This is a genomic window from Sphingobium sp. AS12 (assembly GCF_019097845.1).
In the GTDB taxonomy this organism is placed as follows: Bacteria; Pseudomonadota; Alphaproteobacteria; order Sphingomonadales; family Sphingomonadaceae; genus Sphingobium.
Map to the genome: position 1 here is coordinate 342,272 of NZ_JAHRGM010000035.1, position 23,903 is coordinate 366,174.

Below are 23,903 nucleotides of genomic sequence, written 5' to 3' on the forward strand. Positions count from 1 at the left end.
CGTCCCGCAACGCGCCCCGTTTTGTCCCTTACCAGATCTTCACCCGCTCGTTCGGCTTCAGGCTAAGCTTGCCGTCGGGCGCGGGTTTGAAGGCGTCGTACCAGGCGTCGAAATTGCGCACGATGTCGGCGCGATATTGCGACGGGGCGTGCGGATCGGTCACCAAGCGCTGGCGCAGGTTCGCCTCGCGATAATTGCGCCGCCATACCTGCGTCCAGCCCAGGAAAAAGCGCTGGTCGCCGGTCATGCCGTCGATCACCGGCGCGGGCTTGCCACCCAGCGAGGCATGATAGGCGTCGAGCGCCACCGCGAGGCCACCCAGGTCGCCGATATTCTCGCCCAGGGTGAAGGCGCCCTTCACATGCGCGCCGGGGAAGGGTTCATAGGCGTCATATTGCTTGACCAGCTTGTCGGTCAGTCCCTTGAAATTGGCGACGTCGGCATCGGTCCACCATTGGTTGAGCTTGCCGGTCTCGTCATATTTCGCGCCCTGATCGTCGAAATGATGGCTCAGTTCATGGCCGATCACCGCGCCGATACCGCCATAATTGACCGCCGGATCGGCATGGGGATCAAAGAAGGGCGGTTGCAGGATGGCGGCGGGAAAGACGATCTCGACCATGCCGAAATTGGCGTAAGCGTTGATCTCCATCGGGGTCATGCCCCATTCCCAGCGATAGATGGGCTTGCCCAGCTTGCCGATATTATAGTCGAAATCAAACTGGCTGGCGCGCATCGCATTGCCCAGCAGGTCGTCGCGCCGGATGGTCAGGCCCGCATAGTCGCGCCATTTGTCGGGATAACCGATTTTTGGGGTGAAAGCGGCCAGCTTCTTGTGCGCGCGCGCCTTGGCGGTGTCGCTCATCCACGGCAGGCCGTCGATGCGGCGACCCATGGCGGCAATCACATTCTTGACCAGAACGTCCATCGCCGCCTTGGTTTCGGGCGGGAAATATTGCGCGACATAGGCCTTGCCGACTTCCTCGCCGAGCGAATCTTTGAGGAAATCAACGCCCCGCTTCCACCGTGCCTCGCGCTCCGGCGTGCCGGACAGGGTGGTGCCGTAAAAGGCGAAATCGGCGTTGGCGATGCTGTCGGGCAGCTTGTCGGCATAGGCGTGCAGGCTGCGCAGCAGCAATGCGTCCTTCAGCACGCCGATCGGCGCGCTGGCGATCAGCGCGGCTTCCCCGGTGATCGCCGACGGCTGGGCGACGAGCAGGTCGGTGGGGGTCAGGCCGTTGGCCTTGAAATAGGCGGCGAAGTCGAAGCCGGGCGCGGCCTTTTGCAGCGCGGCCAGCGTCAGCTTGTTATAGGTCTTGTCGGCGTCGCGGCTGTCAATCTGGGTCCAGTGGACTTTGGCAATTTCCGTCTCGAACGCCATCAGCGCGGCGGCGCGGGCCTTGGCATCGCTTTCGCCCGCCAGCGTCAGCATGGTCTCCAGATGCGCGACATAGGCGGCGCGGATCTTGGCCATTTCCGGCTTTTCATCCAGATAAAAGTCGCGGTCGGGCAGGCCTAGACCGCTCTGGCTCATGGAGAGGATATAGGTTTCGGGGTCTTTGTCATCCTGCCCGACATAGAAGCGGAACGGGCCACTGATTCCGGTGCGGGCGGCCTTGGCAGCGACAAGCGCGTAGCTGGCCTTGTCCTTCACGCCCTTGATCTCGGCCAGCCAGGGCTTGATTGGGGCCAGCCCCTTCGCCTCGACCGCAGCGGTATCGAGATAGCTGGCATAGGCCGCGCCGATCTTGCTGTTGGCGTCGCCCTTGGCCGCGTCCAGGATCGCGCGGGTGCGGGTGCGCGACAGTTCGTCGAGCGTGTTGAACGCGCCATAGTTGGACTTGTCGGCGGGGATGGGCGTGTTTTTCGCCCATGTGCCGTTGGCATGGAGGTAGAAATCATCGCCGACCTTCACCGACGGGTCCATGCCTGCGGCGTCGAAGCCATAGCTGCCATAGGTCGGCTTGGCAGGTGCGGTAGCGGTCGGGGTAGCAGGCTGTTGCGCGTGCGCGATGGCGGCGGTCAGCGCGAGCGCGGAGGCGGCAGCGCGCAGGAGGAGGTGGTTCATCAAAGCATCCCTTGCTTGAGTGGGCGCGGCGAACCGCACCCTGCATGACGGGACTTGAACGCCTGTCCAACTATCCTGTCCATGTCGTTGGTCGAATATTATCAGCCGTTGAAAGGATCGGAAAGCCGGATATGCGTGGCAAAGGCGGCGGCCAGCGTGGCGGGATGGAGAGGATCGAGCAAAGGCAGGCGGCCAAGACTGGGAATATTGGCCAGTTGCGGGATGATCCGCTCATTCTCTTCATGGCGTTCGCCGATGAAGGCGATGCCTGCGATCGGCACATTGCGGGCGCGCAGGGCTTCGATGCTGAGCAGGCTGTGGTTGATCGTGCCGAGCGCGGTGCGGGCGCACAGTATGACCGGCTGACCCCAATGGGCGAACAGGTCGGCCATCAGCAGCGTCTCGCTGACCGGCACCAGCACGCCGCCCGCGCCCTCCACTACCAGCGGGCCATCGACCTGTGGCAGCGCCAGCCGGTCGAGAGAAATTTCCACCCCGTCGATCCGCGCGGCGAGATGGGGGGAGGCGGGGGTGGTCAGGCGATAGGCTTCGGGCAGGATATGGCTGGCGGGCAGGCCGGAAAGGCGGGCGACCTCCTCCTTGTCGCCGTCAGGATCGATGCCCGCCTGGATCGGCTTCCAGTAATAAGCGCGCAGTGCCGCGGCCAGGCCAGCGGCGAACACTGTCTTACCGATGCCAGTGTCTGTGCCGGTGACGACGAGGATGGTCATTTGACGATCCGTTGCAGCTCGCGGCCCAGCGCGGCGATGTCGGCGCGGCTGACGTTGAGGGTGAGCGAGATGCGCAGTCGGCTAGTGCCGGGCGGGACGGTGGGCGGGCGGATGCCGCGCACGTCGAAGCCTGCCTCCTGCAAGTCGGCGGCGACGGCCATGGTGCGGCTGTCCTCGCCCAATATGACCGGCACGATCTGGCTGCGCGGGGCGGGCAGGCCGAGCGGGCCGCAGATAGATTCGGCCGCGTCCTGCCGCAAAGTCGTCAGCCGGTCACGCAGGTCGCCCGCCTCCTCGATCCGGTCGAGCGCGGCGGAGACGGCGACCGCCATCAGTGGCGAGGGCGCGGTGGAAAAGATGAAGGCGCGGGCGCGGTTGATGAGATAGTCGATATGGATGCGCTGGCCGCAGATCAGCGCGCCTTCGACCCCCATCGCCTTGCCGCAGGTGTGCAGGGTGATGACATTGTGCAGGCCATCAAGCCCGGCTGAAAGCCCGCGCCCGCCCGGACCGAACACGCCGGTGCCATGGGCTTCGTCCAGGATCAGCATCCCGTGATGCTTTGCCGCGAGGCGGGCGAGATCGGTGAGCGAGGCGATGTCGCCGTCCATCGAATAGAGGGTTTCGGCCGCGATCCAGATGCGGCCCTTGCCCCCTTCGGCGCGGAAGGCGGCGATCAGATCGGCGAAGCTCTGCACGTCGTTGTGGCGGGCGAACACGGCGGCGGCCTTGCTCATGCGGATGCCGTCATGAGCGCTGGCATGGATCAGTTCATCGGCGACGATCAGGTCGCCGCGCTGGGGCAGGGTGGCGAACAGGGCGAGGTTGCCGACATAGCCATTGGCGACGAACAAAGCAGCCTGAGTGCGGAAGAAATCGGCGGCCTTCGCCTCCAGCCCTTCATGTTCGGGCGCATTGCCGCGCAGGAGGCGCGATCCGCCCGACCCGACCGGCACGCCGCGCCCGATCGCGTCGGCGACAGCGCCCGCAATGATCGGATCGCCTGACAGGCCCAGATAGTCGTTGGAGGCAAAATCGCGGCCCGACCGTGGGATCAGGCGGCGCAACCGGCCGCGCGATTCCAGCGCGGCCAGCTGTCTGGCAAAGGGTTCGGCAGTCATGGCCGGGGCTATAGGCGCGGGGGCGGAACTTCGCAAACTTCGCCCATGTTCATATATGCACATTTCAGGCGAAACTGTGCGCGGCCCCCGGTGCAATGGCAGGGGCGGGACGGACGATGGGAAAGAGCGGAGCGGGCGGAATTGTAGCAGGATGGGGGGATGTAGGACAGGGTGAGGTTGGCCTGACCGCAGGGCCATCGCATATGACTTTCCGTTATCCCCACACCGTCATGCTGAATTTATTGCAGCATCCATTTCTCGTCGCGAGCGGCGGCTTTTGCGGCACGATGGATGCTGAAACAAGTTCAGCATGACGTAGTAAAATATGGGAATGTTCTATATGCGACAGCCCTGCGCTTACCGGTTTTCAGAACGCAAAGCCCAGCGACAGCGACGCCACATGGTCGTTACTGTCGTCGGCACCAGGGCGGAAGCCGTGCTGGTGGAGATAGCCGATTTCCATGTTCACATTTTTGGCCAGCGGCGTGGAGATGGCGATCAGGTTGCGCATCCGCTCTTCGCCCTGCACCCGCTGGAAATTGGTCTTGTTCAGATCGAAAAAGCTCTCATGGCTCAGCACCAGCGCGGTCTTGCCGCCCTCCTGAAAGGGCAGGACGAATTTCACATAGGGGCGCAGGCGATAGGCGGTGCCGTCCACCCCGTCGCGCCATCGCTCCTCGATCCGCATCCGCGCGCTGAGCGACCCGCGACCGATTTTCAGGATATTGTCGGCGGTGATCTGCTGGCGGCCGCGATGCTCCATGACGGTGAAGTCGCCCCCTGCATATTGCGGGTCATGGGTGTAACCGGCCCAGAGCGTGACCTGCTTGCTCAGCTTGTAGCCGATCAGCGTGTTGGACTCGATCTCATACAACCCTTTGCGATCGTCACTGAAGCGGGCGACGACTTCCTGCGACAGCCGCCATTTGTCGCCCAGCTTCACTGTCGCATTGGCGGTGGTCCAGAGCTGCTCATCCTCGCTGGCACGGGCTGTCGTCGGCAGCGCCAGCACGGCGAGAAGGGGCAGCAGGGCAAAAGGCAGGCGCATGGATCATCGTCTCCGCCGCCAGTGTGGCGGTGCGGCGCCTCTATGAACATTGCGTGACGTTACAGTGACTAAAATGTTTCTTTTTTGTGACTAATCATTGCCATTAGGGCCTATCATGCCGGATTATGGGCCTTGAGAAATGCGTCCATCTGTTCGAGAAATTCCACCCGATCCGCCTCGCGGGAAAAATGATGATCGGCCAGCGGTTGTTCGACATAGATATAGTCGCGTCCCTGGACCTTGCCTGCGGCCTTCAGCTTTTCCGCCATCTCGCGTGATTGGTTGACCTGCACGCGACGGTCTTTCTTGCCGTGCATCAGCAGGATCGGCGTCACAAATTGCGCGGCGAAATGGACCGGCGATACCGCCACGAAATCGGGCGCCTGTTCCTTCAGCCAGGCCTTGCGCGTGCCATGGTTGAGGAAGCGACTGTCATAGCGCATCATCGCTGCCAGGTCCGATACGCCAGCATAGGAGATGGCGCAGCGATATTTCGCCGGGTCACGCTGGGCCGCGCGCATCGCGGCATAGCCGCCATAGGACGCCCCCACCATGCAGACGCGCTTGGGGTCGGCAATCCCTTGTTCGACCGCCCAGTCAACCGCATCATTCAGGTCGTCCTGCATGGCCAGGCCCCATTGTCCTTCACCCTTTTCCGCAAAGGCGGTGCCATAGCCCGACGACCCGCGATAATTGGGTTGCAGGACGGCATAGCCGCGCCACGCCAGGAATTGCACCCACCAGTCCCAATCCTCGCTGTCGCGGGCGAAGGGGCCGCCATGGGGCATCAGGATGAGCGGCAAGCCTTTTGCCGTCGAACCGACAGGGAGGGTCAGGACGGCAGCGATCTCCAGCCCATCGCGCGCCTTGTAGCGAATGGTCTTGACCGGACCGAGATGTGCCTTCGTGCTGAACCGGTCGCTGACCTTGGACAAGAGGCTCATCGCGCCAGCGTTGGTATCATAATAATAATAGGCACCTGGCTGATCGGCAGAGCCGACATGGACGATCATCCTTTGCCGGTCGCGGCTGAGCGATATGATACGCGCGCGCCGATCAGGAACCGCCTTGTCCAGATCCGCCTGAATCTTGGCCAGCGTGGCGTCGAACCAATGGACCGACGGCGCGTCTGCGGTATAGCCGACCCCGGCGAGCGCCATCCCGCTGCTGTCGGCCGATATGCTGCCTATATCAAAGCCCGGAACGGAAAAAATCTTTTTCCCCAGTTCCAGCGTGGCGAGGTCCAGTTCGTAGAGAGCATCGGTGCCTTCCCGATCATCCTCTGCAATCGCCTTGTTCGGATCAGCGGTAAAGAGCAGCGGCGAGACAAGCGATTCGTCACGACGGCGATCGGCGCGATCAATCGTGCGGAAAGAGGCTTTTCGGTCCGGGCGATAGAGCAGCGTCGCTGTCCGAGTGGCATCATTATAGCCCACGCCCATCCGAACAGTGCCGGTCGCGTCGGTAAACCAACGCCCGACATGGGGCTTTGGTGAGACGACACTGTGCATCCGTCCGGTGCTGACGTCGATTTCATCGACGCTGGGCCAGAAGCCCGGATCGTTGGAATATATCGAGCTTTGGTATGAAAGCATGATGCGCGGCGTTTCGTCGCGGGCAATCCAGATGACATCGTCGGCATTTTGCGCGGCGACTTTTTTTGCCAGCAAATTTACCTTGCTGCCGTCGCGCTTTATGCTGGCGACACGGCTGATATACCATGGCATCCCCTGCACATTGGTTTCGGTGCCGACGCCGGCTATCAGCCAGTCGTCATTGACCCATTGCCACCAGTTCAGGTCGTTTTCGCCCAGCCCTATGGAGCGCAGACCGTCACTCCCTTCAAATATGTCGGCGATGACGAGCCGTTGTACTCCGCCGATCGCAACACGGCTGGCGACATGCCGTCCGTTGGGCGACAGGGCCGGCGTGTTCATCAGCGGCAGGGCGGCGAAATCCTTTAACGTATAGGCGGGTTGAGCAGGCGGGGCCGGTGCAACGGTGGCATCGGTTTGCGCCATCGCGGCGAAAGGCAGGGCGGTGCCGACAAACCATGCAAAAACTGCCTTCATTCCTACCCCCAGAAAACCATCAACCCCGCCCTGGGAAATAGGGCGGGGTTGGCGCTTCGTCACGATTTTTTTGTTATCGTTTCAGTCCGTTGTGGAGCCTACATCCCCCCATGCGCCAGCGCGGCCAGCAGCAGCAGCGCAACGATGTTGGTGATCTTGATCATCGGGTTGACCGCTGGCCCGGCGGTGTCCTTGTAGGGATCACCCACCGTGTCGCCGGTGACGGCGGCTTTGTGGGCTTCGCTGCCCTTGCCGCCATGGTTGCCATCCTCGATATATTTCTTCGCATTGTCCCATGCGCCGCCGCCACTGGTCATGGAGATCGCAACGAACAGGCCCGACACGATGACGCCCAGCAGCAGCGCGCCCAAGGCGGCAAAGCCGTTGGAGACGCCCGCGACGGCGGCGATGATGAAATAGACGATGATGGGTGCCAGGACGGGCAGGAGCGAGGGGATGATCATTTCCTTGATCGCCGCCTTCGTCACCAGATCGACCGTGCGGGCATAGTCGGGCTTGCTGGTGCCGTCCATGATGCCCTTATTTTCCGCAAATTGCGCGCGGACGTCCTTCACCACGTCACCGGCGGCACGGCCCACGGCGGTCATGCCCATCGCCCCGAACAGATAGGGAAGCAAAGCACCCAGCAGCAGCCCGACGATGACATAGGGGTTGGAGAGGCTGAAATCGACCGGGGCGGTCAGGCCCAGCGCCGAATTGTAAAATTTCAGATCCTCCGTATAGGCGCCAAACAGCACCAGCGCGGCCAGGCCCGCCGAGCCGATGGCATAGCCCTTCGTCACCGCCTTGGTCGTGTTGCCGACCGCGTCCAATGCGTCGGTCTTGACCCGGACGCTGTCGTCCAGATGCGCCATTTCGGCGATCCCGCCCGCATTGTCGGTAACCGGGCCATAGGCGTCGAGCGCCACGACCATTCCGGCCAGCGCCAGCATGGCGGTGGCGGCAAAGGCGATGCCGATGAGGCCCGCCAACTGGTGCGCGACAATGATGCCTGCGACGATCACCAATGTGGGCAAAGCGGTCGATTCCAGGCTGACGGCCAGCCCCTGAATGACGTTGGTGCCGTGGCCGGTTTCCGATGCCTTGGCGATGGAGCGGACCGGGCGGTAATTGGTGCCGGTATAATATTCCGTGATGACGACCAGCAGCCCGGTGACGGCCAGGCCGACCATCATCGACCAGAACAGGTCCATGCCGGTATAGCCGCCGACCCCGTCCAGATCCGCGCCGAACACGGCGTGCATGTCGCCCAGCGTGCGCCAGGTGACATAATAGATGGCGGGGATGGACAGGATCGCTGTGACCCAGAAGCCCTTGTAGAGCGCGCCCATGATCGACTGGCTGGCCCCCAGCCGGACGAAATAGGTGCCGATGATGGAGGTGATGATGCACACGCCGCCCACGATCAGCGGGAGCGACATCAGGTTCATCTTGAAGGCGTTGTCGACCCCAGCAACCAGCAGCGCGATCAGCACCATGGTTGCGCCGACGGTGACAACATAGGTTTCAAACAGGTCGGCGGCCATGCCTGCGCAATCGCCGACATTGTCGCCGACATTGTCGGCGATGACGGCGGGGTTGCGCGGGTCATCCTCCGGTATTCCGGCCTCGACCTTGCCCACCAGATCCGCGCCGACGTCAGCCGCCTTGGTGAAGATGCCGCCGCCCAGACGCGCGAAGATGGAGATGAGGCTTGCGCCGAAGGCCAGCGCGACGAGGCTGTCGATGACGAGCCGGTCGTCAGGCGCATGGCCAGCCGGGCCGGTCAGATACCAGAAGAACAGGCTGATCGCGAGCAGGGCCAGGCCTGCCACGAGCATCCCGGTGATCGCGCCCGCCCGGAAAGCGACGGTCAATCCGCTTTGCAGCGTGCCGCGACAGGCTTCGGCGGTGCGGACATTGGCGCGCACCGAAATGTTCATGCCAATGAATCCCGCCGCGCCCGACAGGATCGCGCCGATCAGAAAGCCGACCGCCGAAGTCAGCCCCAGAAAATAGAATACCAGCAGCGCGACGACCGCGCCGACAATGGCGATGGTGGTATATTGGCGGCCGAGATAGGCCTTGGCCCCTTCCTGAATGGCGTCCGCGATGGATTGCATGGTGGCATTGCCCGCAGGGGCGCTTAGCACCTGGCGGCTGGTGAACAGGCCGTAGAGCACGGCCAGCAGGCCGCACCCTATGGCGATGGTGACAATTTGCATGGATGTTCCTCTCCCCCAATTATGACTTTCATCGGCCGCTCCGCAGGGAATGACGGGCGGACGAAGGGCGCATCGACGGGCGGCCGGACGGGTGGGGTCCGGCATCTGGCACCGCGTCAATCAGCATCAGGCACACGCACATAAGCGGTCCAACCGGGCTGAGAATAGGGTGAGATGAAGCTACAGGCCCGACAGCGCGCGTCAAGCGGGTTGGGGGACTATCCGTGTTCCCAGCCAAGTCTGGCCGGTAATGGCACGGTTGCGCCGTCGATCATCAGGGTCAGGCCCGCGCCGGTGCCGACATGGCCGATGCGGATGGCGCGCACCGGGGGCGTGGTGCCGCGCGGCAGGGTGAAGAGCAGTTCATAATCGTCGCCCGCTTGGGCCGCCGCGATCTGAACGGCGGTGCTGGCCCCGCGCACGCTTTCCAGCGCGGGGGAGAGCGGGATATGATCGATGGTGATGGCGACGTCGCTGGCCTGCGCCATGCGCTGCGCGTCGATCAGCAGCCCGTCCGACAGGTCCATCATCGCGGTGGCCAGCGGGGCGATCAGCGCGCCTTCGGACAGGCGGGGCCGGGGGCGGCGATAGGCGTCGACCAGCGGGCCTGCCGCGGCGGGATCGGCACGGGCGAGAGAGAGGCCAATGCCAGCGTCCCCCACCGGGCCAGTGATATAGAGCATGTCGCCCGGCTCCGCGCCCGATCGCGTGGGGATGGGGCCGCTTGCCTCGCCGATGGCGGTCAGGCTGTAGCTGCGTGGGGCACCGTCGGGCATCTTGACCGTATCGCCGCCCAGCAGCGGCAGGCCGTGCCGGTCGAGCGCCTCGCCCAGCCCGGCGAGAAAGGCGGCGTCCCAGCCTTCATCCCCCGACAGCGCATAGTTGAGCAGGCAACCGATGGGGCGCGCGCCCTTGGCCGCCAGGTCCGACAGGTTCACGGCGGCGAGTTTCCAGCCAATGTCGGCGGGCGGATCGGTGGGGAGATAATGGACCCCCTCCACCATCGTGTCGCTGGTGAGGATCAGGTGGGTATCGCCGATTGGCAGGACCGCGACATCATCCATCAACCCCTGCGCGGCAGGGTGGTTGGCCAGCAGGCGCAGCAGGGTGAGGAAGCGGGATTCGGCGGACATATTCTTTCCGTTCGGGCTGAGCCTGTCGAAGCCTTGTCCTTCTTATCGAAGAAGAACAGCCCTTCGACAAGCTCAGGGCGAACGGAGGGGCGTTACCCCCGCGCGTCCTTGGCCACCGCATCCAGCAAGCCGTTGACGAAGCCGGATTCGCGCTTGTCGTAAAAGGCGTGGGCGACGTCGACATATTCGCTGATGATCGTCGCGGTCGCGATGTCCGCGCGGGCCAGCAGTTCATAAGTGCCTGCGCGCAATATCTGGCGCATCGGCTTGTCGAGCCGGTCGAGGCTCCAGCCGCTCGACAAGCGGGCGACGATCAGCGCGTCGATCTCGTCGCGGCGCTTGTCCACGCCGGACACGACATCGTCGAAAAACGGCTCCTCCGCCGGGGCGTAGGTCACGTCCTCGATGGTGGCACCCAGGCGATGGGCATGAAATTCGTGCAGCAGGACATGGACGGGGGTTCCCTCCATTTCGAGCTGATACAGCGCCTGCACCGCGGCAAGGCGCGCGGCGGAGCGGGATTTGGAGCGTGCGTTCATAATGTCTTCCTTAGCCGTTCGGGCTGAGCTTGTCGAAGCCCTCTGCTGAGCGAAGCGAAGCGGCTTCGCCTTCGGCTCTGCCCAGCCCTTCGACTTCGCTCAGGGCGAACGGAATTTATGTTAAACGGAGAGATACTGACGCCGCGTGCGCTGGCAGGCCTTCGGCTTCGGCCAGCGCCACCGCCGCCGGGCCGATCGCGCGGATCGCGGCATCGTCGAGGCTCAGGAAGCTGGTGCGCTTCATGAAATCGAGCACCGACAGGCCCGACGAGAAGCGCGCACGGCGGCCGGTGGGCAGGACGTGGTTGGGACCGGCGACATAATCGCCGACCGCTTCGGGGGTCATGCGGCCCAGGAATACCGAACCCGCATGGCGCACCTTGGCGAACAAAGCGTCGGGAGCATCCACCGCCAGTTCGAGATGTTCGGCGGCCAGCCGGTTGACCAGCGGCATCGCCTCTTCAAAATCGCGCACGATGATGATCGCGCCATTGGCGGCCCAGCTGGCGCGGGCGACCTTTTCCGTGGCGAGCTGGCCAAGCCGACCCTCGACCGCGCGTTCGACCGCATCGGCAAAGGCCGCGTCATCGGTGAACAGGATCGACTGGCTGGTCGGGTCATGTTCGGACTGGCTCAAAAGGTCGGCGGCGATCCAGTCGGGGTCGTTCTTTGCGTCCGCGACCACCACAATTTCCGACGGACCAGCGACCATGTCGATGCCGACCACGCCATAAAGCTGGCGCTTGGCTTCAGCGACCCAGGCGTTGCCGGGACCGGTGATGACGTCCACCGGGGCGATCCGGTCCGTGCCATAGGCGAGCGCGGCGACGGCCTGCGCCCCGCCGACGCGCCAGATTTCCCCGATCCCCGCAATGTGTGCGGCGGCCAACACCAGCGGGTTGATCTCCCCATTGGGAGTCGGCGTGACCATGGCTATGCGCTGCACGCCCGCGACCTTGGCGGGGATGACGTTCATCAGCAGCGAGCTGGGATAGGCGGCGCGACCGCCCGGCACATAGAGGCCCGCTGCGTCCACCGCGCTCCAGCGCGCGCCCAGCCGCACGCCCGCGCTGTCCACGCCGTCGCTGTCCACGGGACGCTGCTTTTCATGATAGGCGGTGATCCGCGCGGCGGCGAGTTCAAGCGCGTCGCGCAGCGTGCTGGAAATGCCGTCGAGTGCGGCGCGGGTTTCCGCTGGCGTGACCGCCCATCCGGTGACGTTCAGGTCATGATGGTCGAAGCGCTGCGTATAGTCGGCCAGCGCCGCGTCGCCGCCAGCGCGCACGGCTTTCAGGATGGCGGTGACGTCGCGCGAGACATCCTCATCGGCTTCGCGGCGCGCATCGACCAGCGTGGTGAAGGCGGCGGCGAAATCGGGGGCGGTGGTGGTGAGGCACTGGGTCATTATATTATACTCGTCATCCCAGCGAAGGCTGGGATCTCATTTTTCTCGACCGAAGCGCGGAAAAGGAAGTGGGATCCCAGCATTCGCTGGGATGACGGAGCGGGTTCAAGCCGCATCCCGCACCCCCACCGCCTTGCGGAACGCCTCCACCATCGGCGCGAGTTCGGCCGAGCGCATCTTGAAGGCGGCGCGGTTGACGATCAGGCGGGCGCTGATCTGCATGATGATGTCGGTTTCGACCAGGCCATTGGCCTTGAGCGTCGCGCCTGACGAAACCAGATCAACGATCCGGCGCGACAGGCCAAGCGAGGGGGCCAGCTCCATCGCGCCATTCAGTTTGACGCATTCGGCCTGAAGCCCGCGCGCTTCATAATAGCGGCGCGTCAGGTGGGGATATTTGGTGGCGACGCGGACATGGCTGATCGCGGCTTCATCCTCGTCGGCCAGGTCCGCGGGCTGCGCGACCGACAGGCGGCAATGACCGATGTCGAGGTCCACGGGCGCGTAGAGTTCGGAATAGTCGAACTCCTCGACCACGTCGGAGCCGACAATGCCGATCTGGGCCGCGCCATGGGCGACGAAGGTGGCCACGTCGAACGCGCGCACGCGGATGATCGACACGTCGGGGTGATTGGTGGCGAAGCGCAGCGCGCGGCTTTTCTTGTCATGAAACTCCGCCTCCGGCTCGATACCGGCTTTGGCAAGCAAAGGCAGCGCCTCATCGAGGATGCGGCCCTTGGGAATGGCGAAGGTGAGGGTGCGAGTCATGACGCGCGGGCCTTAGCCGGGCGCGGGGGGGAGGGCAAGGATTTGGGGGATCGATAGCGCGGGTTGCAGATGCTACGCTTTGCGGTAACTTGCCTCATGACGGAAATTTATGATCTCGATGGCGATTGGTATGTAATCACCAGCGACACCGAACGCAGCGAACTTGAGAATGAATTGTCGCGCGAAATTTGTTCAGATCATATCTTGCATGGCGTAGCTGCGTCGGCAGTTGCACGGCGCTGGAGACGGGACGATGTTCTTTTCAAGCTGGGAGATGGCAAATTTGCACAACTCCACCTGACTCGTCGGCCTGAGAGCAATCCAACATTCCCAACTACGGACATCTACGAGACATTCGCCCATTGGAAGGCGGTTCCCGAAGAGGACCGCTGAAAAACGGCATCTTTCAACCGTCATCCCGGCGAAAGCCGGGATCCCGCTTCTTCTGTGGCTTACGAAGAAAAGCGGGATGCCGGGTCAGGCCCGGCATGACGGGGTGGGTGGAGGTTACGCCACTTCCACCATCGCACTCTGCGTACTGGCGATCCAGCCGCCGCCCAACACATGGTCGCCATTGTACAGCACCGCCGCCTGTCCCGGCGCGACGCCATATTCGGGGGCGTCGAACAATAATTGCCCGTCCACGAGCCGCGCGGGCACAGGTTTCGCCATCGATCGTACCTTGGCCGTCAGTGGCCCGGCAAAGTCGCGGCCCAGCCAGTTGATGTCGCTCAACGTCGCGCCCGATACCGCCAGCGCCGCCTTTGGTCCCACGATCACGCGCTTGCCCGCCGCATCCAGCCTTATGACGTAGAGCGGGTCAGGCTGGCCGCCAATGTCCAGCCCCTTGCGCTGGCCCACGGTGAAATGGATCATCCCCTTGTGCCGACCCAGCGTGCGGCCATCGATATGGACAATGTCGCCGCCCTCATCCGCGTCGGGGCGCAGTTTGCGGACGATCTTGGCATAATCGCCGTCTGGGACGAAGCAAATGTCCTGACTGTCGGGCTTCAACGCCACGGCCAGACCCAGTTCCGCAGCAATTTCGCGGACTTGTGGCTTGGGCAACCCGCCCAGCGGAAAGCGCAGATAATCAAGCTGCGCCTGGGTGGTGGCGAACAGGAAATAGCTCTGGTCGCGCGCGGGGTCGGCGGCGCGGTGCAGTTCCGCGCCGTTCGCGCCTTCGACCCGGCGAACATAATGGCCGGTGGCCAGGCAGTCGGCGCCCAGATCGCGCGCGATCTGGAACAGGTCGGTGAATTTCACCCCCATATTGCATTTGACGCAGGGGATGGGGGTGCGCCCGGCCATATATTCGTCGGCAAAGTCGGCGATCACCGAATCGCGGAAGCGGCTTTCATAGTCGAACACATAATGGGCGATGCCGATGCGGTCGGCGACCGCGCGCGCATCACGTATGTCCTGCCCCGCGCAACAACTGCCGGTGCGGCCGACAGCCGCGCCATGATCGTAAAGCTGGAGCGTGACGCCGATCACTTCCGCGCCGGTTTTGGCGGCAAGCGCGGCGACGACGGAGGAATCGACCCCGCCGGACATGGCAACGACAATGCGCCGCGCATCGAGCGGCTGGGTTAGCTGAAACTCAGGCTGCATGGCTGTGCCTATAGGGATGATGGGCGTCGGGTGCCAGTGTTTCAGCTTTGCGACAAAGCGAGCGCCCATTTACCGACCCTTATCCATTGCCGCGTAGAAGCAGCTTCATGGATTTGAGTTTTCTTCGGACAGGCGGGCTTACCCCCGCCAATGCCAGACCCCTAGGCCGCACGCGCGTGCCGGTCTGGCCGTTCCTGCGCGCTGCCTGTGCAGCACAGCAGGCGGCCAGCCCGACCGCCCAGGCGGTTGCGGGCGTCCTGCGGGGGCAGGATGGAACGGAGGACTGGATCCAGGAACTGGCGGGAATTTTCGCGCCACGTTCCGGCGGCATGATCGAAGCCGTTCGGCTCGCAGGAAGCTTTAATCCGCTGATCGCGAACCGTTTAGCTGTGGGGAAAGGATGATGAAGGTGGCGTTTACCTTGGCGCTTTAGCCGTTCTTCAGGGCTGATGTGGATAAGGGGTTCGCTGCTGGATTTGACAACGCCAGCGCCGCTTTTGAGGGTAGTAATGATCGAAAACCAGAAAATACGGCCAGCCCAGGTCGTCGGGCCGCTCGGAGAACCGCTGACGCTGGACAGCCTCCCGCCACCGGACACGACCCGCTGGGTCGTGCGGCGCAAGGCCGAAGTCGTGTCGGCCGTCAATGGCGGTTTGCTGACTGTGGACGAAGCGTGCGCGCGCTATAATCTGACGCTGGAAGAATTTGCCGGCTGGCAGCGGGCGGTCGACCGGTCTGGGATGCACGGCCTGCGCGTGACGCGCATCCAATATTATAAATCCCTCTACGAACGGCAGCAGAAATACTGATCCGCGCAGGCGGAGATATATTCAGACCAAGCAAAAAGGGGTCGCCGGGCAAGGCTCGGCGGCCCCTTTTGCTCACTGATCAGGAAAAACCGCCTGTAACGACGCGGGACGGGGATGGTTTCCCGCCCGGAATCATTTTTGGCTCATGGAACGCTCCGCCCCGTGCACCGTTAATCCCGCAGCACCCAACCCGCTGGGGGCGTGGTCAAGGAGAGTATCATGGGCATCATTATGTGGCTTGTCGTTGGTGGCATTATTGGCTGGCTTGCAAGCATGGTCATGCGGACTGACGCGCAGCAGGGCATCCTGCTCAATATCGTCGTCGGCATCGTCGGTGCGTTCATCGGCGGCATGATTTTCAGCGGCGGTTCGATCAACAATGCGGGCCTGACGCTGTACAGCTTCCTGGTGTCGCTGGTCGGCGCGATCATCCTGCTGGCGATCGTCAATCTGGTCCGTCGCGGGTCGGTGCGCTAACCGCACCTGTCACGACTGACCGCCCAAAAGGCCGCGCTCCTCACCGGGCGCGGTCTTTTTTGTTGGATACTGTCCAAAATGCGCCCTTCCGCGCATTTTCAAAAACTATCTCCGCGCGGCGAACCAGCGGTAGAGGGCCAGCACGGCGACCGATCCCAGGATCGCGGCGATGAAGCCTGCGCTCTGGCCCGGCGCATAGAAGCCGGCGAGTCGGCCGACAAAGCCCGCCAACAGCGCCCCGGCGATGCCCAGCAACATGGTGACGATACAGCCGCCAGGGTCGCGTCCCGGCATGATCAGCTTTGCGATTGCCCCGGCCAGCAGGCCGATAAAGATCCAACCCAGCAAATCCATGGCGCGCTCCTCTCCCTCGATGTTTCGCACCCGGCACATATAGCGCCATAATCGAGGGCTTTTGGCAAATGAATCCCGTTCCAGGCCGCCGCCGGTCGCGTTCGCGCCCAACGAACCATCGTGCCATTTCCGCCGGTTTGGCTTATACAGTCGCGCAATATCGCTTTGCCCTCCCCCTTTGACCCATGATATTGGGGCTTGAGGGCGGTGCTATATTCATATAATACAGTTGGTGGATGGCGAAGCGCCGGAGAGACAGAATCGCATGAATTACGAAACCCAGGTCATGGCCGACTCAGCGGTCGTCATCGACGACGAGGATGCGCGCACGCGCAAGCGGCGGCTGTGGCTGGTCGCGGCGGTGATCGTCGTGGCACTGGTCGGCAGTGCGGTGTGGATTTCGATGCGGGGCGGCGGTGCAGCAGCGCCTGCCGTTACAGCGCAGGTGCCGGTCGTCACGGTCAGCAGTCCGGGCCAGTCGACCGTTGCGCGCACGGTGACCGCCACTGGATCGCTTGGTGCGCGGATCGACATGCCGGTCGGCGTCGTAGGTGAAGGCGGCATGGTCAGCAGGGTGCTGGTGCAGCCGGGCGACTGGGTCCGCGCCGGACAGGTGCTGGCGGTGATCGAACGGTCGGTGCAGGTGCAGCAGGGCAATTCGCTCGCCGCGCAGGTCGAGGTTGCTCGCGCCGACGCCAAGCTGGCACAGGCGCAGCTGGATCGCGCCAAGGCGCTGGTCGGGCGCGGTTTCATCAGCGCGGCGGACATAGACCAGCGCACGGCGACCCGCGACGCGGCCAATGCGCGCGTCAACGTCGCCGTCGCCCAGCTGGCCGAACAGCGCGCCCGCACCGGGCGGCTGGACATTCGTGCGCCCGCCAACGGACTGGTGCTGACCCGCGCGGTCGAACCTGGACAGATTGTAGGGTCTGGCAGCGGCGTGCTGTTCCGCATGGCCAAGGATGGCGAGATGGAATTGCTGGCGCAGGTGGCCGAGGGTGATCTGGCGGTGCTGCGTCCGGGCAATAGCGCCATTGTAACGCCGGTGGGTGGCAAGGATCAGTTTGCCGGACGGGTATGGCAGGTGTCGCCCGTGGTCGATCCGCAGACGCGGCAGGGCATTGCCCGCATTGCGCTGCCCTATCAGGCGGCGATCCGGCCGGGCGGCTTTGCTGCCGTCACTATCACCAGCGGGTCGGGGAGCGCACCCTTGCTGCCGGAATCGGCGGTGCAGAGCGATCCGAAAGGCAATTATGTCTATATCGTCAATGGCAAGAATGAGGTCGAACGGCGCGCCGTGACCGTAGGTCAGGTGTCGGAGGCGGGGGTTGCCGTGACCAGCGGCATCACTGGCAATGAAAAGATTGTGACGTCGGCAGGCGCATTCCTGACGCCGGGGCAGAAGGTCAAGCCGGAGCGCCTGAAGGCTTCGTAGATATAGGTTGCGCCCTGTACAGGGCGGCTGTGCGACGGGATGAAGGGACGGATTGCGTCCGGCGAAGGAAGCTGTAGCCCATGAATTTTCGGAATATATCGGCTTGGGCCATTCGCAATCCGGTGACGCCGCTCGTCATGTTCGCGGCGTTGTTGCTGGCTGGTCTGGTCAGTTTCAGCCGCATGGACATCAACAATAATCCCGACATCAGCTTTCCGATGGTCAGCGTCGTCGTCAGCCAGCCCGGCGCGGCCCCGACCGAGCTGGAAACGCAGGTTACCCAGCGGGTCGAGGCGGCGGTGCGCGGCATCAGCGGCGTCGATGAAATCACATCCTTCGTGTCCGAAGGCCGGTCGCTGAGCAACGTCCAGTTCGTGATCGGCACGCCGGTCGACCGGGCCGTCAACGACGTCAAAAACGCGGTCGACCAGATTCGCAGCGACCTGCCCGACGGCATTTTGGAACCGCAGGTCACCCGCATCGACATTGATGGCGGGCCGATCGCCTATTTCAGCGCCGAAGCGACCGACATGACGCTGGAAGAGCTGTCCTGGTATGTCGACAATACCGTGGCCAAGCGGTTGCGGTCGATCAGCGGCATGGCGGCGGTCAATCGCGGTGGCGGCGTCAGCCGGGAAATCCGCGTCATTCTGGACCCCGCCAAATTGCAGGCGTTCGGGATCACCGCCGCGCAGGTCAACCAGCAGTTGCAGCAGGTCAACATCAACGCGGCGGGCGGGCGTACCGAAATTGCCGGGGCCGAACAGTCGATCCGCGTGCTGGGCAACGCCGCCAATGCGCGTGATCTGGGTGCGACCCAGATCGCCATCAGCGGCGGTCGCACGGTCAAGCTGGCCGACATTGCCGACGTGCGCGACATGTATGCCGAACAGCGCAACCTGTCGTTGATGAACGGGCGTCAGGTCACCAGTTTCAGCCTGGAAAAGGCCAAGGGCGCGTCCGACGTCACCGTCTATGACGAAGCGATGAAGGAGCTGGACAAGCTGCGCAAGGAAAACCCAAAGGTCACCTTCAAGCAGCTCTATACCAGCGTCGACTACACCAAGGACCAATATCATTCGGCGATGGCCGCGATGATCGAGGGCGCGGTGCTGGCGGTCGTGATCGTGTTCCTGTTCCTGCGTGACTGGCGATCGACGATGATTTCGGCGCTGGCCATCCCGCTGTCGGCGATTCCCGCCTTCTGGTTCATGGACATGATGGGCTTCACGCTCAACTTCATCTCGCTGCTGGCCTTGAGCCTGGTGGCAGGGGTACTGGTCGATGACGCCATCGTGGAAATTGAGAATATCGTGCGCCACATGCGCATGGGCAAAAGCGCCTATCAGGCGTCGATCGACGCGGCCGACGAAATCGGTCTGGCGGTGCTGGCGACGACCATGGCGATCGTCGCGGTGTTCCTGCCCGTTGCGTTGATGCCGGGTATTTCGGGGCAATTCTTCATCCAGTTCGGCATGACCGTGGTTGTGTCCGTCCTTATGAGCCTGGCGGTGGCGCGGCTGATCACACCGATGCTGGCTGCCTATTTCCTCAAGGCCCATGGTGCCCAGAGCCATGGCGAGGGGTGGATGATGGACCGCTATATGGACGTGCTGCGCTGGTCGCTTGATGAGCGCCGTGCCATCGCCCATCGAGCGCGGGGCGGATGGCGGCGCTTTACCGCGATTTTTCTGGATCACCGGATGTGGACCGTCGGCATCGGTTTTCTGGCCTTTGTCGGCACGATCATTGCCTTTGCGACCTTGCCCATGACCTTCCAGCCGGTCACCAACACCGATTTCAGTCAGGTGAAGATCGAGACGGTGCCAGGCAGCACATTGGCGCAGACGACCGCGATTACCCGCCGGGTCGCCGACATGCTGGCGGCCGACACTGACGTGGTCGATGCGGCTTTTGCCGACATCGAAACCACCAGTGCCGACATTTTCCTGACGCTCAAGAAAGATCGTCCGATTTCCTCGGTGGACTGGGAGCGCAAGATCGCACCGAAATTCCAGACGATCGCCGATGCGCGGGTGAATTTCCAGTCGCAGTCCGGTGGCGGCTTTGGCCGCGATGTCATCCTGATGTTCGGGTCTGACGATCCGGTGAAGCTGGATGCCGCCGCCAACGAACTGGTCGCCGAAATGGCCAAGATTCGTGAGTTGCGCGCGCCGCGCGTGCAGGGCGACATGCAGCGCCCCGAAATCATCATCAAGCCGCGGCTGGACCTGGCCGCCAGCATGGGCGTGACCACCGCGGCGCTCAGCCAGACCATCCGCATCGCGACGATTGGCGATATCGACCAGAACAGCGCCAAATTCTCGCTGACCGACCGCCAGATTCCGATCCGCGTGTCGATTGCCGAGGATAGCCGCAAGGATATCGGTACGATCGAGAATATGCCGGTGCCTACGATCAATGGCGGATCGGTGCCGTTGAAGGTCGTGGCTGACATCAGCTTTGGCGCCGGGCCGACGCAGATCCGCCGCTACAACCAGATCCGCCGGATCGTCGTCGGGGCTGACCTGGCGCCGGGCATCGTTACCAGCCAGGCCAATGCCAAGATCAACGCCATTCCGATCATGAAGCAGATCAAGGAAGGCAAGTTGCAGGGCGTGCAGCAGATCACCGCAGGCGATGCCAAGTGGCAGGGCGAGATGATCGAGAATTTCATCATCGCGGTCATTTCCGGCATTCTGCTGGTGCTGGCGGTGCTGGTGTTGCTCTACAAGCGGATCATGCCGCCCTTCGTCAATCTGGGGTCGTTGTTGCTGGCCCCGCTGGGCGGCGCGCTGGCGTTGCATGTTGCGGGCCAACCCGTGTCCATGCCGGTGTTCATCGGCCTGCTGATGCTGCTGGGTATCGTCGCCAAGAACTCGATCCTGGTCATCGACTTCGCGCTGGAGGAGATGGAAAAGGGCGTGCCCAAATATGAAGCGATCATGGATGCAGGTCACAAGCGTGCCCAGCCGATCGTCATGACCACCGTGGCGATGGTCGCGGGCATGGTGCCGACGGCGCTGTCGCTGTCGGGCGACGGCGCATGGCGCGCGCCGATGGGCATCACGGTGATCGGCGGACTGATCCTGTCCACCGTGCTGACGCTAGTGATCGTGCCGGCGACCTTCAGCCTGGCGATCGCGATCGAAAGCTGGGTCGGGCAGCGCCTGGGCCGGGGTCTGCTGACCTACAAGCCGGGCGATGACAAGGAAACGCCGGGGCATGTCCAACCGGCGGAGTAAGGCGGGCAGCAAAACAACGCTTTGCCTGAACGAAACGGCGGCGTAACCGTTGGGGAGCCATGAAGTTGCTCCGCGTCCCCCGGTCGATCGGCGAAAGCCTGCCCAATCCCGCGCGACGGATGCGGTTGCTGGCGACGGGGATGTTGCTGGCGATGGCGGCGCTGTTCATCGCTGCGCGCAGCACCGCGCATCTGCACCCGGCCATCGGTTTCGTGCAGGCCTTTGCCGAGGCAGCGATGGTCGGTGGCCTGGCCGACTGGTTTGCGGTCACGGCCCTGTTCCGACACCCGCTGGGCCTGCCCATCCCGCACACCGCGATCATCCCGCGCAACAAGGACCGGATCGGCGAGACGCTGGCCATCTTCCTGCGCGACAATTTCCTGACCCCTGCGGTCGTCGCGCGGCGGATGCGCGGCATGGATGTCGCCGCCGCTGCCGGGCGTTTCCTCGCCAGCCCCTCGGCGGGCGACGGGCGGCTGCGCGAGGGCGCGTCGCGCCTGATCGCCGACATGCTGGAGGCGCTCGACCAGGAACGGCTGGGCGGCATGGTGAAGGGCGCGATCGGCCAGCGGCTGCGCGGCATCAATATCGGCCCACTGGTGGGGCAAGCGATCGAAGCGGCGATGCGTGATGGCCGCCACGCGCCTGTCATGGACGGCATCATCCATTGGGCCGACCGCACGCTGGAGGCGAATGATCATCTGATCCGCCAGATGGTGCATGACAAGGCGGGCAAAGTATTGCGCTGGACCGGGCTGGACGAAAATCTGGCCAATGCGATCATCGACGGGCTGCGCAAGATGCTGGCGGAAATGGCCGCCGATCCGGGTCATAGCCTGCGGCTGAAGGCCGAGGAGGGGATGGCGAAGCTCGCCTTCGACCTCCAGTTCGACATTGAGATGCAAGCGAAGGCAGCGCAAATCCGCGACGAAATTCTCGACAACCCGGCGATGCAGCGCTGGATCGACGGCCTTTGGGAACAGGCGCGCAGCGGGTTGCTGCGCGCGGTGCGTGATCCGGGCAAGGCGATGGCCGGGCGACTGGGCGAGGCGCTGCGTCAGTTGGGTGGCACGTTGCAGGAGGATGCGCGGCTGCGCCATGTCATCAACCGCTTCGTGCGCCGCGCGGCGGTAGGGGCGACCGCCACCTATGGCGACGCGATCGTCCGGCTGGTCAGCGACACGGTGCGCGGCTGGGACGCGGGCACCATCACCAATCGGCTTGAGGGCGCGGTTGGCCGCGACCTGCAATATATCCGCATCAACGGCACGCTGGTCGGTGGGCTGGTGGGGCTGATCATCCATGCCATCGACACGCTGTTCTAGGCCCAATCGACATTCAGCCCTGACGGCCTGCAAATGGCGGTTTCCCGTGCTTCCGGTGCTCACCTACTTTTAGTAGGCTGCGCTCCGGGTCACGACAAACCACCATTTTCGGCTCGTCATCATCTGAATTTCGACCGGCCCTAACTGGTAAAAGCATAGCATCTGCGGGACCTGAAAAATGATGTTGCAACATATCATAAAAATATGATGTAACATGTCATGCACCGTCCAGCAGCGGACGGGCAGGAGAGGAGTCGGGCGATGCGGATGAGCATGATGCAGGCAGCCATCGGGCATGGGAGAATAGCAGGTGCAGGCGAGAGGCCGACACCGTCGGGCTATCGCAGCGGCACTGGGTCGCCGGTTGGCATTGGCGGGGCGATCGCCGTCCATGCGCTGGTGATCGGGGCGTGGCTGCTGATCCCCAAAGAGGTGATCGATACCGTTTTCACACCACCGCCGTTGACGACGACAAATATCCCGATCAGTGAGCCGCCGCCGCCCGAACCCGACGAACAGACCGTCGAGAAACCGATCAAGACTCGCCCGACCGAGCAGCAACCCACCGCTACGGATCCGATCGTGCCGGGCGCGCAGGGCGATCCCGTCATCACCGGCGGCACCGGGACGGCAGACGGGATTGATCCTGGCCCCACCATCATCCTGCCGCCCATCGATCCGCCCCATGTGCCTGTGCTGGTCGATGCCGGTATCGATCCGCGCGCGCTGTCGCAGTTTCAGCCCGATTATCCCGGTGCGATGATCCGTCAGGGACTGGAAGGGGCGGTGACGGTGCGGGTCACGATCAGTGCGGAAGGGCGCGTCACAGACATCGCAAGGATTTCGGCGACCGACGAGAGTTTCTGGATCGCCACCCAGCGCCACGCCCTGCGCAAATGGCGCTTCCGCCCCGCCACGCGCGATGGCGTACCAGTGGCGACGACGAAAACCCTGACGGTGCGCTTCACCCTGACGGACCGGTGACGCGCGACGCCCATCTTCCCCACAAGGCGAGGATGGGCGTTGCATCACCCCTTTTGCATCCGGCCGCGGCCTGCACTATATGGGCGACATGGCGATTTTTCCCCGTCCCGTTTCCCCCAAGAGCGCGCTTGGCGATCTGTGGGGCTATTTCCGCCAGCCGCGCCAGCATAAATGGCCGCTGCTGGGGGTTTCGATGGCGTTCACCTGGGTGATCGTGTGGACCTTCATCACCGACGCCAACACCAACACCATGCCCACGCGCAACAAGATCATCTATGTCCAGAGTTGGGACGCGAATCGCAGCGATGCGGCGATCATCCTGCAACAGAAAATGGACTTGGCCCGGCGCGACGCCATATTGCAGAAAAATCAGGTGGAGATGCAGAAGATTGCCGATGCGTTCGGCATCGACTGGCGCAAGGATGAGGCGCGCAATACCGCCCGGCGCAAGGAAGCGGTCAAGCAGATCAACGCCATGCTCGACCAGCGGCTGGTGAAGGCGGAGGCTGAGAGCAAGCCGGGCGCGCAACCGGAAGTCGCCAAACCCTGA

General features: G+C 63.5%; 21 protein-coding genes. 9 read left to right on the top strand and 12 right to left on the bottom strand.

Annotated elements, in window-relative coordinates:
- Window positions 1-28: 28 nt before the first annotated feature.
- The 10 genes from KRZ98_RS14995 to hisG all read right to left on the bottom strand — a co-directional run bounded on the left by KRZ98_RS14995 (window position 29) and on the right by hisG (window position 13,110).
- On the bottom strand, window positions 29-2,068 hold the full coding sequence (locus KRZ98_RS14995) for a M13 family metallopeptidase (RefSeq protein ID WP_217674257.1): 2,040 nt from the start codon (window positions 2,066-2,068) through the stop codon (window positions 29-31).
- A gap of 101 nt (window positions 2,069-2,169) precedes the next feature.
- Window positions 2,170-2,799, bottom strand: a complete 630-nt coding sequence (bioD, locus tag KRZ98_RS15000; RefSeq protein ID WP_217674258.1) for a dethiobiotin synthase — start codon at window positions 2,797-2,799, stop codon at window positions 2,170-2,172.
- A complete protein-coding gene (locus KRZ98_RS15005) occupies window positions 2,796-3,920 on the bottom strand; it encodes an 8-amino-7-oxononanoate synthase (protein WP_217674259.1) in 1,125 nt (374 codons plus the stop codon). Before KRZ98_RS15005 ends, bioD begins: the two co-directional genes overlap by 4 nt.
- 367 nt (window positions 3,921-4,287) lie before the next feature.
- Window positions 4,288-4,968, bottom strand: coding sequence for a DUF2490 domain-containing protein (locus KRZ98_RS15010; protein WP_217674260.1), 681 nt, complete (start codon window positions 4,966-4,968; stop codon window positions 4,288-4,290).
- A gap of 113 nt (window positions 4,969-5,081) precedes the next feature.
- Window positions 5,082-7,040, bottom strand: coding sequence for a S9 family peptidase (locus tag KRZ98_RS15015; protein ID WP_217674261.1), 1,959 nt, complete (start codon window positions 7,038-7,040; stop codon window positions 5,082-5,084).
- 98 nt (window positions 7,041-7,138) lie between these two features.
- On the bottom strand, window positions 7,139-9,265 hold the full coding sequence (locus tag KRZ98_RS15020; RefSeq protein ID WP_217674262.1) for a sodium-translocating pyrophosphatase: 2,127 nt from the start codon (window positions 9,263-9,265) through the stop codon (window positions 7,139-7,141).
- 218 nt (window positions 9,266-9,483) lie between these two features.
- Window positions 9,484-10,398 carry a thiamine-phosphate kinase gene (gene thiL / locus KRZ98_RS15025; protein ID WP_217674263.1) on the bottom strand — a complete coding sequence of 305 codons (915 nt, stop codon included), beginning with the start codon at window positions 10,396-10,398 and terminating at the stop codon, window positions 9,484-9,486.
- Between the two features lie 92 nt (window positions 10,399-10,490).
- On the bottom strand, window positions 10,491-10,937 hold the full coding sequence (gene nusB / locus KRZ98_RS15030; RefSeq protein ID WP_217674264.1) for a transcription antitermination factor NusB: 447 nt from the start codon (window positions 10,935-10,937) through the stop codon (window positions 10,491-10,493).
- Window positions 10,938-11,052: 115 nt separating this feature from the next.
- A complete protein-coding gene (gene hisD, locus KRZ98_RS15035) occupies window positions 11,053-12,342 on the bottom strand; it encodes a histidinol dehydrogenase (RefSeq protein WP_217674265.1) in 1,290 nt (429 codons plus the stop codon).
- Window positions 12,343-12,447: 105 nt separating this feature from the next.
- Window positions 12,448-13,110, bottom strand: coding sequence for an ATP phosphoribosyltransferase (gene hisG, locus KRZ98_RS15040; RefSeq protein WP_217674266.1), 663 nt, complete (start codon window positions 13,108-13,110; stop codon window positions 12,448-12,450).
- Window positions 13,111-13,206: 96 nt separating this feature from the next.
- On the opposite strand from hisG, the gene KRZ98_RS15045 reads away from it, so the two are divergent.
- Window positions 13,207-13,503: a hypothetical protein gene (locus KRZ98_RS15045; protein ID WP_217674267.1), complete on the top strand. Its 297-nt coding sequence runs from the start codon at window positions 13,207-13,209 to the stop codon at window positions 13,501-13,503.
- A gap of 114 nt (window positions 13,504-13,617) precedes the next feature.
- On the opposite strand, the gene mnmA is transcribed toward KRZ98_RS15045, so the two are convergent.
- Window positions 13,618-14,724, bottom strand: coding sequence for a tRNA 2-thiouridine(34) synthase MnmA (gene mnmA / locus KRZ98_RS15050; protein ID WP_217674268.1), 1,107 nt, complete (start codon window positions 14,722-14,724; stop codon window positions 13,618-13,620).
- Between the two features lie 107 nt (window positions 14,725-14,831).
- Here mnmA and KRZ98_RS15055 point away from each other — a divergent pair, with 107 nt between their 5' ends.
- The 3 genes from KRZ98_RS15055 (at window position 14,832) to KRZ98_RS15065 (ending at window position 16,010) form a co-directional block, all read left to right on the top strand.
- Window positions 14,832-15,128, top strand: a complete 297-nt coding sequence (locus KRZ98_RS15055) for a hypothetical protein (RefSeq protein ID WP_217674269.1) — start codon at window positions 14,832-14,834, stop codon at window positions 15,126-15,128.
- A gap of 105 nt (window positions 15,129-15,233) precedes the next feature.
- The gene (locus tag KRZ98_RS15060) at window positions 15,234-15,533 is read left to right on the top strand and encodes a DUF1153 domain-containing protein (RefSeq protein ID WP_006952381.1); all 300 of its coding nucleotides are present in this window, start codon (window positions 15,234-15,236) and stop codon (window positions 15,531-15,533) included.
- Window positions 15,534-15,752: 219 nt separating this feature from the next.
- Window positions 15,753-16,010 (top strand): GlsB/YeaQ/YmgE family stress response membrane protein, encoded by a 258-nt coding sequence (locus tag KRZ98_RS15065; RefSeq protein WP_217674270.1) that lies wholly within the window; start codon window positions 15,753-15,755, stop codon window positions 16,008-16,010.
- A gap of 105 nt (window positions 16,011-16,115) precedes the next feature.
- On the opposite strand, the gene KRZ98_RS15070 is transcribed toward KRZ98_RS15065, so the two are convergent.
- Window positions 16,116-16,364 carry a GlsB/YeaQ/YmgE family stress response membrane protein gene (locus KRZ98_RS15070; RefSeq protein ID WP_217674271.1) on the bottom strand — a complete coding sequence of 83 codons (249 nt, stop codon included), beginning with the start codon at window positions 16,362-16,364 and terminating at the stop codon, window positions 16,116-16,118.
- A 265-nt stretch (window positions 16,365-16,629) separates the two neighbouring features.
- Between KRZ98_RS15070 and KRZ98_RS15075 the strand changes: the two genes are divergently transcribed.
- The 5 genes from KRZ98_RS15075 (at window position 16,630) to KRZ98_RS15095 (ending at window position 23,903) form a co-directional block, all read left to right on the top strand.
- Complete coding sequence (locus KRZ98_RS15075) at window positions 16,630-17,799, top strand: efflux RND transporter periplasmic adaptor subunit (protein ID WP_217674272.1); 1,170 nt, start codon at window positions 16,630-16,632, stop codon at window positions 17,797-17,799.
- Between the two features lie 80 nt (window positions 17,800-17,879).
- Window positions 17,880-21,044 (top strand): efflux RND transporter permease subunit, encoded by a 3,165-nt coding sequence (locus KRZ98_RS15080; protein WP_217674273.1) that lies wholly within the window; start codon window positions 17,880-17,882, stop codon window positions 21,042-21,044.
- 59 nt (window positions 21,045-21,103) lie between these two features.
- Window positions 21,104-22,369 (top strand): DUF445 domain-containing protein, encoded by a 1,266-nt coding sequence (locus KRZ98_RS15085; RefSeq protein ID WP_217674274.1) that lies wholly within the window; start codon window positions 21,104-21,106, stop codon window positions 22,367-22,369.
- A gap of 261 nt (window positions 22,370-22,630) precedes the next feature.
- Entirely contained in the window at window positions 22,631-23,353 is a 723-nt protein-coding gene (locus KRZ98_RS15090; protein WP_217674275.1) for an energy transducer TonB, read from the top strand.
- A 79-nt stretch (window positions 23,354-23,432) separates the two neighbouring features.
- Window positions 23,433-23,903: a hypothetical protein gene (locus KRZ98_RS15095; RefSeq protein WP_217674276.1), complete on the top strand. Its 471-nt coding sequence runs from the start codon at window positions 23,433-23,435 to the stop codon at window positions 23,901-23,903.

Bases quoted from the DNA above. Each gene is read 5' to 3' on its own strand.
- thiL (WP_217674263.1), bottom strand. From the start codon at position 10,398: ATGTCCGCCGAATCCCGCTTCCTCACCCTGCTGCGCCTGCTGGCCAAC.
- mnmA (WP_217674268.1), bottom strand. From the start codon at position 14,724: ATGCAGCCTGAGTTTCAGCTAACCCAGCCGCTCGATGCGCGGCGCATT.
- nusB (WP_217674264.1), bottom strand. From the start codon at position 10,937: ATGAACGCACGCTCCAAATCCCGCTCCGCCGCGCGCCTTGCCGCGGTG.
- KRZ98_RS15055 (WP_217674269.1), top strand. From the start codon at position 14,832: ATGGATTTGAGTTTTCTTCGGACAGGCGGGCTTACCCCCGCCAATGCC.
- KRZ98_RS15005 (WP_217674259.1), bottom strand. From the start codon at position 3,920: ATGACTGCCGAACCCTTTGCCAGACAGCTGGCCGCGCTGGAATCGCGC.
- KRZ98_RS15060 (WP_006952381.1), top strand. From the start codon at position 15,234: ATGATCGAAAACCAGAAAATACGGCCAGCCCAGGTCGTCGGGCCGCTC.
- KRZ98_RS15020 (WP_217674262.1), bottom strand. From the start codon at position 9,265: ATGCAAATTGTCACCATCGCCATAGGGTGCGGCCTGCTGGCCGTGCTC.
- hisD (WP_217674265.1), bottom strand. From the start codon at position 12,342: ATGACCCAGTGCCTCACCACCACCGCCCCCGATTTCGCCGCCGCCTTC.
- KRZ98_RS15065 (WP_217674270.1), top strand. From the start codon at position 15,753: ATGGGCATCATTATGTGGCTTGTCGTTGGTGGCATTATTGGCTGGCTT.
- KRZ98_RS15090 (WP_217674275.1), top strand. From the start codon at position 22,631: ATGCGGATGAGCATGATGCAGGCAGCCATCGGGCATGGGAGAATAGCA.
- KRZ98_RS15075 (WP_217674272.1), top strand. From the start codon at position 16,630: ATGAATTACGAAACCCAGGTCATGGCCGACTCAGCGGTCGTCATCGAC.
- KRZ98_RS15045 (WP_217674267.1), top strand. From the start codon at position 13,207: ATGACGGAAATTTATGATCTCGATGGCGATTGGTATGTAATCACCAGC.
- KRZ98_RS15095 (WP_217674276.1), top strand. From the start codon at position 23,433: ATGGGCGACATGGCGATTTTTCCCCGTCCCGTTTCCCCCAAGAGCGCG.
- hisG (WP_217674266.1), bottom strand. From the start codon at position 13,110: ATGACTCGCACCCTCACCTTCGCCATTCCCAAGGGCCGCATCCTCGAT.
- KRZ98_RS15080 (WP_217674273.1), top strand. From the start codon at position 17,880: ATGAATTTTCGGAATATATCGGCTTGGGCCATTCGCAATCCGGTGACG.
- KRZ98_RS15015 (WP_217674261.1), bottom strand. From the start codon at position 7,040: ATGAAGGCAGTTTTTGCATGGTTTGTCGGCACCGCCCTGCCTTTCGCC.
- bioD (WP_217674258.1), bottom strand. From the start codon at position 2,799: ATGACCATCCTCGTCGTCACCGGCACAGACACTGGCATCGGTAAGACA.
- KRZ98_RS15070 (WP_217674271.1), bottom strand. From the start codon at position 16,364: ATGGATTTGCTGGGTTGGATCTTTATCGGCCTGCTGGCCGGGGCAATC.
- KRZ98_RS15085 (WP_217674274.1), top strand. From the start codon at position 21,104: ATGAAGTTGCTCCGCGTCCCCCGGTCGATCGGCGAAAGCCTGCCCAAT.
- KRZ98_RS15010 (WP_217674260.1), bottom strand. From the start codon at position 4,968: ATGCGCCTGCCTTTTGCCCTGCTGCCCCTTCTCGCCGTGCTGGCGCTG.
- KRZ98_RS14995 (WP_217674257.1), bottom strand. From the start codon at position 2,068: ATGAACCACCTCCTCCTGCGCGCTGCCGCCTCCGCGCTCGCGCTGACC.